The sequence below is a fragment of the Saccharopolyspora hirsuta genome (genome assembly GCF_008630535.1).
Classification (GTDB): domain Bacteria; phylum Actinomycetota; class Actinomycetes; order Mycobacteriales; family Pseudonocardiaceae; genus Saccharopolyspora; species Saccharopolyspora hirsuta.
On record NZ_VWPH01000002.1, the window covers coordinates 627,705 to 637,632 of the forward strand.

At 69.9% G+C, this 9,928-nt stretch carries 9 protein-coding genes and 1 rRNA gene; 7 read left to right on the forward strand and 3 right to left on the reverse strand.

Translation table 11 applies throughout. From position 1 onward, the window contains the following. Positions 1-72 precede the first annotated feature (72 nt). A complete protein-coding gene (locus tag F1721_RS06025) occupies positions 73-1,134 on the reverse strand; it encodes a hypothetical protein (RefSeq protein ID WP_246154296.1) in 1,062 nt (353 codons plus the stop codon). A 115-nt stretch (positions 1,135-1,249) separates the two neighbouring features. Between F1721_RS06025 and rbsK the strand changes: the two genes are divergently transcribed. After that, entirely contained in the window at positions 1,250-2,149 is a 900-nt protein-coding gene (rbsK, locus tag F1721_RS06030) for a ribokinase (protein ID WP_150065511.1), read from the forward strand. Positions 2,150-2,253: 104 nt separating this feature from the next. Here rbsK and F1721_RS06035 read toward each other — a convergent pair whose 3' ends face one another. After that, the gene (locus F1721_RS06035; protein ID WP_150065512.1) at positions 2,254-2,598 is read right to left on the reverse strand and encodes a histone-like nucleoid-structuring protein Lsr2; all 345 of its coding nucleotides are present in this window, start codon (positions 2,596-2,598) and stop codon (positions 2,254-2,256) included. A 361-nt stretch (positions 2,599-2,959) separates the two neighbouring features. Between F1721_RS06035 and F1721_RS06040 the strand changes: the two genes are divergently transcribed. The 5 genes from F1721_RS06040 to F1721_RS06060 all read left to right on the forward strand — a co-directional run bounded on the left by F1721_RS06040 (position 2,960) and on the right by F1721_RS06060 (position 8,691). After that, entirely contained in the window at positions 2,960-3,409 is a 450-nt protein-coding gene (locus F1721_RS06040) for a histone-like nucleoid-structuring protein Lsr2 (protein WP_150065513.1), read from the forward strand. Between the two features lie 147 nt (positions 3,410-3,556). Continuing rightward, a complete protein-coding gene (locus F1721_RS06045; protein WP_150065514.1) occupies positions 3,557-5,170 on the forward strand; it encodes an ABC transporter substrate-binding protein in 1,614 nt (537 codons plus the stop codon). A gap of 1 nt (position 5,171) precedes the next feature. After that, positions 5,172-6,131, forward strand: a complete 960-nt coding sequence (locus tag F1721_RS06050; protein ID WP_150065515.1) for an ABC transporter permease — start codon at positions 5,172-5,174, stop codon at positions 6,129-6,131. Positions 6,132-6,283: 152 nt separating this feature from the next. Then, a complete protein-coding gene (locus tag F1721_RS06055) occupies positions 6,284-7,105 on the forward strand; it encodes an ABC transporter permease (protein ID WP_246154298.1) in 822 nt (273 codons plus the stop codon). Next, positions 7,102-8,691 carry an ABC transporter ATP-binding protein gene (locus F1721_RS06060; RefSeq protein ID WP_150065517.1) on the forward strand — a complete coding sequence of 530 codons (1,590 nt, stop codon included), beginning with the start codon at positions 7,102-7,104 and terminating at the stop codon, positions 8,689-8,691. The genes F1721_RS06055 and F1721_RS06060 overlap by 4 nt, the downstream gene beginning before the upstream one ends. 6 nt (positions 8,692-8,697) lie before the next feature. On the opposite strand, the gene F1721_RS06065 is transcribed toward F1721_RS06060, so the two are convergent. Then, entirely contained in the window at positions 8,698-8,898 is a 201-nt protein-coding gene (locus F1721_RS06065) for a hypothetical protein (RefSeq protein ID WP_150065518.1), read from the reverse strand. Between the two features lie 706 nt (positions 8,899-9,604). Between F1721_RS06065 and F1721_RS06070 the strand changes: the two genes are divergently transcribed. Then, a 16S ribosomal RNA gene (locus tag F1721_RS06070) occupies positions 9,605-9,928 on the forward strand; the annotation flags it as partial.

Here is a 9,928-nt window from a genome sequence, read left to right on the forward strand (position 1 = left end):
CGTTAGCACCGGGCGGTATAGGAATACCACCCGACCGTGCAGAGGTGCCCCGACCTGCTCAACGCGGTCAGCTCACAGCGAGTCGAGGTACGGGTGCTGGGCCGGGTTCCCGTCCCGCGGCGCGAACCACTGGTCGAACGCCAGCCCCCGGGAGTGCAGCTCCGCCTCCAGCTTGGCGGCCTGCGCCGCGGTCTCCGGCTCGACCTCCCCGGCCAGCGGCAGGTCGATCTCGTACAGCTCGCCGGTGTCGAGGTCGCCGAACGCCCGCGCGGCGAAGCCCTCGAACACCGCCTCGCTGTCGTCCCAGCTCATCAGCTCGGCGGCCTCCAGCGCCACCCTCGCCTCGTTGACGAACAACCGCAGCGCCAGCGCCTCCGCCACCGAGCGCGGCGGCGTCCACGACGCCCCGGTCAGCCGCTCCGCGACCGGCGTCGAGGCCAGCACGAACGCGCGGGCGAAGAACGCGTCGTAGCGGTGGTCGTAGCAGGGCGGGAGCTCCTCCAGGACCAGCAGCCCGACCGCGTCGGCGACCGTCGCGTTGTTCACCGCCAGCGCCAGCTCGTCGTAGAACACCTCGTCGGTGACCACCCGCACCGCGTGGACCAGCGCCCCGGCCGCCAGCGTCGCGGGCTCGCCGGGCCCGCCGAACGCCTCCGGCCCGAAGGCCCGCAGCCGCGGCGCCAGCCCGAGGAACCGGGCCCGCCACTGCTCGGCGTCCATCGCGGGCTCCGCCGAGGTCTCCAGCGCCTCCTCGACGGCGGCCTCCAGCTCGTCGACGACGTCCGACGCCTCGTCGCTGGCCGCCAGCCGGTTGAACTCGTCCTCGGTGATGCGCACCTCCGAGTGCGCCACCGACCAGCCCGCCAGCACGTCGCTCTCGCCGATCAGCTCGTCGAGCACCGACGCGGCGGCGTCCTCCGCGGCCAGCAGCGACGGGGCGTCGAGCGCGAGCACCACGCTGGCCCCGGCCGGGTGCACGGTGATGCGGTAGTCCAGGACGTCGATGTCGGCGTCCCCGGGACCCGAGACCCCCTCGACCAGCGCGAGGTGGCGGTCCAGCACGGCCGCGATCCCCTCCTGCTGCAGCGGGTCGAGCTCCACCACGCCGTTCGGCGGTGTGAGCTCCGCTGTCACCGCATAGTCCACCGCGTCTCGCCCTCTCCTCGCCGGTTGGTCGGCATGGTACGTCGTCGGGCGGTCCCGGACCCGTCAGCCGCTCCGGGGGCCCTCATCAGCCATGATGAACCACGTGACGACGACTGTGGCCGTTTTCGGCAGCTGCAACATGGACCTGGTGGCGTACGTGGGCACCGCGCCGAAGCGCGGCGAGACGGTGCTCGGCCGGGAGTTCCACACCGTGCCCGGCGGCAAGGGCGCCAACCAGGCGCTGGCCGCGGCCAAGGCGGGTGCCGAGGTGCGCATGATCGGCGCGGTCGGGGAGGACGAGTTCGGCGCCGAGATCCGCCGCGTCCTGCAGGAGTCCGATGTGGACGTCGCGGGGCTGCGGACGGTGCCGGGGCGCAGCGGCACCGCGCACATCGTGGTGGACGACCGGGGCGGCAACTCGATCGTCGTGGTCCCGGCCGCCAACGGCACCGTCGACGACCTCGCCGAGGGCGACGAGGAGCTCATCGCCGGATCGCAGAGCCTGTTGCTGCAGTTGGAGATCCCGTTCCCCGGCGTGGCCGCGGCCGCTGCCGCGGGACGGCGCAACGGGGTGCGCGTGGTGCTCACCCCGGCGCCCGCCGCGGAGCTGTCCGAGGACATCTTGTCGAACGTGGACCTGCTGGTGCCCAACGAGCACGAGGCGGCGATCCTGGCCGGTGACGACGATCCGGACCGGGCGCTGGCGAAGCTGCTGGAGCTGGTCCCGGAGGTGGTGATCACGCTCGGTGCGCGCGGCTCGCTGTACGGCAACCGGGACGGCGCGCGCGTGGAGGTGCCGAGCTTCCCGGTGGAGGCGGTGGACACCACGGCCGCCGGGGACACCTACGTCGGCGTGCTCAGCGCGGCCCTCGGCGAGGGCGCCGACATGCCCGAGGCGATGCGCACGGCGTCCGCCGGTTCGGCGGTGTCGGTGCAGCGCAACGGCGCCAGCAGTTCGATGCCGACCCGCCGGGAAATCACCGACTTCCTGGCCGGTCGATAACGCGAGCAATTACCGAAGGTCCACCGCCCGGACACGAGGCGTCATTGCGCGGGTTTCGCGGACGGCCGGTTTCCCGACCTCTCGCCGGCCGTCCGCGGCGGCGCTCACTGAGCGTTGTCGTAAGCCTCGACGATCTCCGCGGGAATGCGGCCCCGGTCGGAAACCTGCATGCCCTGATTCCTGGCCCATTCCCGAATGGCCTGGTTGCGTTCCCGGTCGGCCGCGGTGGGCGTGCTCGACGCCTTGCCCGGCTTCTGCGCGGTCCGCTTGCGGCCGCCGGTCTTCCGCGCGCTGGCCACGAAAGACGCCAGCGAGTCGCGCAGTTTCGCGGCATTGTCGGCGGACAGGTCAATTGCGTAGCTCACCCCGTCCAAGGCGAACTCGACGGTGGTGTCGGCTGGTGTGCCGTCGACATCGTCGACGAGCTGAACGGTGACTTTCTGCGCCACGGTAACCCTCGATTCCGGCTCGATTCCCCTCCTTCGCCGCACTGCGCGTGCGGAGAAGAGCGAGCGAACAATAAACTATCGCGTGAAGAATGTTCCACCCACCGCCGGAGTTTTCTCCGATGTGCCCTTGATTACTTTCCGCATAGCCCCGGCGGTGGTTACCGTGCGTTCTCGCTCGTCGCGCTGCCCGCACCATCGCAACGCTGACCCGCCTGGCGGTTATCGGCAGGTGGGTCCGCTGTTCTATGGTTGGAAGCGAGACAACTGAGATGCCACGTGCTACAACGTGGGCGGGACTCGCAGTAGTCTTACCTGCAAGTGTCGCGGATCGAGGCGGGGCACGTTCCCGAGACAGGTGATCATGGCCGAGCGGATTCAGGTCGAACTCGTCGACGACATCGACGGGTCCCCAGCCAACCACACCGTTACCTTCGCGCTGGATGGTGTGACGTACGAAATCGACCTGAACGACGAACACGCGCAAGACCTGCGCGCCATCCTCACCCGCTACGTCGAAGCGGCCCGCAAGCCGAAGCCGGAACCCGCGCGCACCGCTCGCCAGCAGGAGCGCGAGGAGGAGCAGACCCGGCGCGCGAACAAGCAGCTGACCGAGCAGATCCGCGGGGCCGCCCAGCGCACCCGCGAGCACCTCAGCAAGAAGGCCGTCGAGCAGCCCGAGCCGGACGGCGAGGTCGTCGAGACCGGGGTCGTCGCCCCCGAACCGCGCCTCGACCCGCCGCCCGCGGAGAAGAAGGAACCGGCCAAGGCCTCCGCGGTCTCGCTGCCGCTGTTCTCCTCCGCCGTCGACTGACCTCGGCCCCGCCGCGGGGCGGAACCGGCTGCGGCACCGGACGACCCGGTTCCGGCGCGATGCCGGAATGATCACGGATGTGGACACGGCGACCGCCGGCGAAATACGGTTCTCGCGATCTTTCCCTCTTGCTGGCGGGAGGCCCGGGTGACGGCGCGGTTCAGACGTTTCGCTCCGGCGGTCCTGCTGGCCCTGGCGGTGAGCGCGACCGGCTGCAGCCCGCTGGTCGACGTCGAGCGGACCGCCGGTCAGCTGCGGGCCTCGGTGCAGGCCCCCACGGTGCGCGGCGGCGAAGCCGTGATCGCGCTGGACCAGGAGCCGGACAAGCTGGACCCGACGCTGGCCACCACGCTGGCCGGGCGGCAGGTCTTCAACAGCATGTGCGAGAAGCTCTACGACGTCGACCCGACCGGTCGCGCGGTCCCGCAGCTCGCCGCCGAGCTCCCGCGCACCTCCCCGGACGGCCGCGAGCTGACCATCCCGCTGCGCACCGGCGTGCTGTTCAACGACGGCACCCCCTTCGACGCGGCAGCGGTGAAGAAGAGCCTGGACCGGCACCGCGAGCTGCCGTCCTCCGGCCGCCGCTCCGAGCTCACCGCGATCGACTCCGTCGAGGTCGTCGACCCGACCACGGTGCGGCTGAAGCTCAAGCAGCCGTCCGCCCCGCTGCCCACCGTGCTCGCCGACCGGGCCGGGATGATCATGTCCCCGGCGAAGCTCGACGAGCTCGGCGAGAACTTCTCCGACGACCCGGTCTGCGTCGGCCCGTTCAAGTTCGTCGAGCGCGTCGCCCAGGACCGGATCGTGCTGGAGCGCAGCGAGTTCTACTACGACCGCGACGCGGTGCGGCTGGACCGGCTGGTCTACAAGGCGGTCCCGGACGACAACATCCGCATCGCCAACCTGCGCTCCGGCGAGTTCGACGTGGTCTGGGAGGTCGGCCCGCCGGACGTGCCGGTGGTGTCCCGCGAGCAGGGCCTGGTGCTGCTCAACCAGCCGTCGATCCAGTACATGGGCATCACCGTGAACACCGGCAACGTCGACGGCGAACCCGGTCACGTGGACGGGCCGCTGGCCAACGACCCGCGGGTGCGCGAGGCGCTGTCGCTGGCCATCGACCGCCGCACGCTCAACCGCATCGCCTTCAACGGCCTCTACCAACCGGCCTGCGGCCCGATCCCGCCGACCAGCGAGTTCGCCACCCCCGCCACGCAGGCCTGCCCGCCGCACGACGTGGCCCGCGCCCGGCAGCTGCTCGCCGAAGCGGGCGTGCGCACCCCGCTGCGCGTCGAGCTGATGCTGCAGAACGACTCCACGACCAGCCGCGTCGGCCAGGTCATCCAGGCGATGGCCGCCGAAGCCGGGTTCGACGTGGTGCTGCGCCCGAGCGAGTCGACCAGCGCGATCTCCGCGGGCAAGAAGGGCCGCTTCCAGACCTTCCTGATCGGTTGGTCCGGCCGCCCCGACCCGGACGGCAACATCACCGGCATGCACGCGAAGGGCGCGGCGCAGAACTACAGCGGCTACTCGTCACCCGAGACCGACGCGCTGCTCAAGCAGGCCGCCGCCGAGCAGAGCACCGACCGCCGCCGCCAGCTCTACGAGCAGATCGTCCAGCAGCTGCAGCAGCGCAACAACGTCATCTACCTCTACCGCCAGCAGTACTACACCGCGCACACCGCCGAACTGGCCGGTGTCGAGGTCTACCCCGACGGGATCATGCGGCTGAAGACCGCCGGTCGCGTCGAGTCCGGGAGTTGAGATGCTGCGCAGCTACGCGCTCAACCGCGTCCTGCAGGCCCTGGTGACGCTGGTGCTGGTCTCGCTCGTCGTGTTCGCCGGTCTGCGCGCGCTGCCCGGCGACCCGGCCGTCGCGCTCGCCGGGGCCGAGGCCGACGACGCCGCGATCGAGGAGATCCGCCGCGCCTACCTGCTCGACGAGCCGGTCTACGCGCAGTACTTCAGCTGGATCGGCCGCGCGCTGCAGGGCGACTTCGGCGAATCGGCGCAGACCGGCCTGCCGATCGGCGAGATCATCCTCGGCCGGATCCCGGTCACCCTCGAACTTGCCCTGCTCAGCCTGCTGTTCGCCGCGCTGATCGGCCTGACCACCGGCGTGCTCGCGGCGGTGCGCCGCGGCGGACCGCTGGACTGGCTGGGCAACGGCATCTCCCTGTTCGGGCTGTCCATCCCGAACTTCTGGCTCGGCCTGATGTGCGTGCTGGTCTTCGCCGTCGGCCTCGGCTGGCTGCCCGCCTCGGGCTTCGTGCCGTTCACCGAATCCCCGCTGGGCAACCTGGAACGGCTGATCATGCCCGCGTTCGTGCTGGGCAGCGGCTTGGCCGCGGTGCTGATGCGGCAGATGCGATCGTCCATGCTGGACGCGCTCAACGCCGACTACGTGCGCACCGCGCGCGCCAAGGGCGCGGGGGAGTGGCGCGTGGTGGCCGTGCACGGCCTGCGCAACAGCCTGATCACCGTGCTGACCATCCTCGGCCTGCAGCTCGGCACGCTGATCTCCGGCGCGGTGGTCACCGAGCAGATCTTCGTGCTGCCCGGCTTCGGCAAATTGATGGTCGATGCCGTGTTCACCCGCGACTACCCGGTCATCCAGGCCGCGGTGCTGGTCAGCGCGGCCGGGTACATCGTGGTCAACCTGCTCGTCGACCTGCTCTATTCGGTGGTGGACCCGCGAATCCGAGTCCGCGGAGGTACGGCATGAGCAACCCCGGCTCTGAACCAACCCGAGCCCTGCACAACCGCACCTCAGGGGAACGTGACGCAAACCAGCCACAAGAAACCTCGCAACGCGAGGTCACTGCCGAACGCGGCCACCACGGTGAATCGCGGAGAGGCGGGGCAGCATCCCGCCGCGTGCTGCGCCGCTTGCTGCGGCACCGCACCGGCGTCGTCGGCCTCGTCCTGTCGGTGCTGTTCGTGCTGGTGGCGCTGGCCGCACCGCTGATCGCCCCGAGCGATCCGGCCGCGGTGAACTTCGACGACGTCCTGCAGCAGCCGTCGCTGGCCGCACCGCTGGGCAGCGACGAGCTCGGCCGCGACCAGCTCTCCCGCGTCTTCTACGGCATCCGCGCCTCGATCGTGGTGGGCGTGCTGTCGGTGCTGCTCGCGGTCGTGGTCGCGGTGCCGCTGGGGCTGATCGCCGGGTACTACCGAGGTGTCGTCGACTCCGTCGTCTCCCGCATCACCGACACCCTGCTGGCCTTCCCGTTCCTGGTGCTGGCCGTCGGCCTCGCGGCGGTGCTCGGTGCGTCGATGGTGAACGCGGCCATCGCGATCGGCCTGTCCCAGGTGCCGAACCTGATCCGGGTGGTGCGCGGCGAAACCCTGCGGCTGGCCGGGGAGGACTACGTCACCGCCAGCGTCGCGGCGGGCGCGCGCGGCACCACGGCCATGTTCCGGCACATCCTGCCGAACTCGGTGAACGCGCTGCTGATCCAGATCACGGTGGCGATCCCGCAGGCCATCATCGGCGAAGCGCTGCTGTCCTTCCTCGGCCTCGGCGTGCAGCCGCCCACCCCGTCGCTGGGCGTGATGCTGTCCTCCGCGCAGACCTACTTCGCGCAGGCCCCGTGGCTGGTGGTCTTCCCCGGCATCGCGGTGGTGCTCGCGACCCTCGGCTTCAACCTGCTCGGCGACGGCCTGCGGGACGCACTGGACCCGAAGGGGAACCGATGAGCGACGTGCTTTCCTTCACCGACCTCCGGGTGCGGTTCCGCACCGAGGACGGCACCGCCGAAGCGGTCCGCGGCGTCACCTTCGGCGTCGCGCCCGGCGAGATCCTGGCCGTGGTCGGCGAATCGGGATCCGGCAAGAGCGTCACCGCGATGTCCGCGCTCGGCCTGCTCCCGCGCACCGCCGAGGTCACCGGGCGCATCGAGCTCGACGGCGCCGAGCTGTCCGAGCAGGACCTGCGCCGGGTCCGCGGCAAGGACATCGCGATGATCTTCCAGGAGCCGATGACCTCGCTGAACCCGGTGTTCACCATCGGCTGGCAGCTCGTCGAGGCCATCCGGCTGCACCGCGACACCTCCGCCGCGGCGGCCCGCGAGCGCGCGGTGGAGCTGCTCGACCTGGTCGGCATCCCGGAACCCCGGCGGCGGCTCAAGCACTACCCGCACCAGCTCTCCGGCGGGCAGCGGCAGCGCGTGATGATCGCGATGGCGCTGGCCTGCGAGCCGAAGGTGCTGATCGCCGACGAACCGACCACCGCGCTGGACGTGACGGTGCAGGCCGAGATCCTGGCCCTGCTGCGCGACCTGCGGGACCGGTTGGGCACCACGATCCTGCTGATCACCCACGACATGGGCGTGGTCGCCGACCTCGCGGACCGGGTGGTGGTGATGTACCGCGGCGAGGTCGTCGAGCAGGCCGCCGTCGACGACCTGTTCCGCGCTCCCCAGCACGAGTACACCGAAGCGCTGCTCGCCGCCGTGCCCAGGCTGGAGATCGGGGAGGGCGAGGAGTCCGAACCGGCCGAGCCGGTGCTCGCGGTGGAGGACCTGGTGGTCAACTACGGCAACCAGCGCGCGGTGGACGGGGTTTCGCTGCGCATCGACCGCGGCGAGGTCCTCGCGCTGGTCGGCGAGTCCGGCTCCGGGAAGTCCACCGTCGGGAAGTGCGTGGCCCGCCTGCTCACCCCGGCCGAGGGCCGCGTCGTGCTCAACGGCCAGGACATCAGCCGCCTCCCCGCCCGCCGCCTGCGCCCGCTGCGGCGCAACATCGGCATCGTCTTCCAGGACCCGGGCTCGTCCCTGGACCCCCGGATGAGCATCGCGGACAGCATCGCCGAACCGCTCCGCCTGCACCGCATCGCCCGGGGCCGCGAGCTGGACAAGCGGGTGGACGAACTCCTCGACGCGGTCGAGCTGGGCGCGTCCCGCCGCCAGCGCTACCCGCACGAGCTCTCCGGCGGGCAGCGGCAGCGCGTCAGCATCGCCCGCGCCCTGGCGCTGGAACCGGAACTGCTGATCGCCGACGAACCGACCAGCGCGCTCGACGTCTCGGTGCAGGACGCGGTGCTGGAGCTGTTCCAGTCGCTGCAGGCCAGGCTCAACTTCAGCTGCCTGTTCATCAGCCACGACCTGGCCGTGGTCAACCTGCTGGCGCGCCGGGTGGCCGTCATGCACCGCGGCAGGATCGTGGAGCAGGGCGACCGGGCGCAGGTCCTCGGCGACCCGCAGCACGAGTACACCCAGCGGCTCCTGGCCGCGGCCCCGGTCCCGGACCCGGCGCGGCAGCGCGAACGCCGGTTGGCGGGCTGAGCCGGATCAGTCCTCGGCGCGGTGGCGGCGGGAGCGGCCCCGCTGACCGGGGGCGGAGCGCACCGACTTCTTCGACTCCGCCTTGGGCCGTTCCACACGCTCCGTCAGCGCAGCAGCGAACTCCGGAGGGGAGCTCGGGCCCCAGTTGCGGTCCTCCGGGTCCATCAGAGTCTTTCGCAGCTCGGTGTAGATCGGCGTCGTGTCCACTGCGTACCCCCGTTCTGACGGTCGCCTGGGAGGCTACCTGCGCGTCCGGGGCGAATCGCGGCGACGAAGCAGGACCACACGAACGTGGACATCGACAACGCTTCCGGCGGTACCGCGCGCACCCTCTGCTCTGGAACCCAGAAGATCACCTCTGACCTGCGAAGATGACCTTCGTAGGGGGGTGGTGTTCAGGGGGTGTTTCGGGGTGTGTAGAGTTATCCAGGTCAGCGCGACACGGGCCGGGAAAACCGGGCCGGGCGAGACACGGGCCCACGAACCAAGCTCCCACGCGTGAGTGGTAGAGTGGGTGGGCTTGAAAAGCAAGACTTTGAAAATGCGAATCGCTTGCGCGTGTTGATAACTCAAGACATTCGGTATCCGCGAGATAACGAATTGGGTGGGAATAGCGAGAGCGCCCCCCGGTTTGACTCGAGAGCGCCCCCCGGTTTGACTCCGGAAAACGGGATGGTCTAGAGTGGTTGACACGAAAGCGAACAGAGGAAATGCTCCCCGGAGCTGCACGGCCCGAGAATGGGTTGTGGGTGATGGTGTGGGTGTGTTCTTTGAGAACTCAACAGCGGACTGTTTTGGTTAGTGTTCTTGTATGCCCCCGACCATTTCGGTGGTTGGTGGTTTCTTTGAGTATCACGCTCCGGGCCTCTTTTTTGGGGGTTTGTTGAGTGTGTGCTGGGATTGTTCAACAGCATTGTTGGAGAGTTTGATCCTGGCTCAGGACGAACGCTGGCGGCGTGCTTAACACATGCAAGTCGAACGCTGAAGCACTTTCGGGTGTGGATGAGTGGCGAACGGGTGAGTAACACGTGGGTAATCTGCCCTGCACTCTGGGATAAGCCTTGGAAACGGGGTCTAATACCGGATACGACACATGAAGGCATCTTTGTGTGTGGAAAGTTCTGGCGGTGCAGGATGAGCCCGCGGCCTATCAGCTTGTTGGTGGGGTGATGGCCTACCAAGGCGACGACGGGTAGCCGGCCTGAGAGGGTGACCGGCCACACTGGGACTGAGACAC

What these genes read in the sequence shown, in the direction of transcription:
- F1721_RS06040 (WP_150065513.1), top strand. Translation starts at nt 2,960, where the DNA reads ATGGCCGAGCGGATTCAGGTCGAACTCGTCGACGACATCGACGGGTCC.
- F1721_RS06050 (WP_150065515.1), top strand. Translation starts at nt 5,172, where the DNA reads ATGCTGCGCAGCTACGCGCTCAACCGCGTCCTGCAGGCCCTGGTGACG.
- F1721_RS06060 (WP_150065517.1), top strand. Translation starts at nt 7,102, where the DNA reads ATGAGCGACGTGCTTTCCTTCACCGACCTCCGGGTGCGGTTCCGCACC.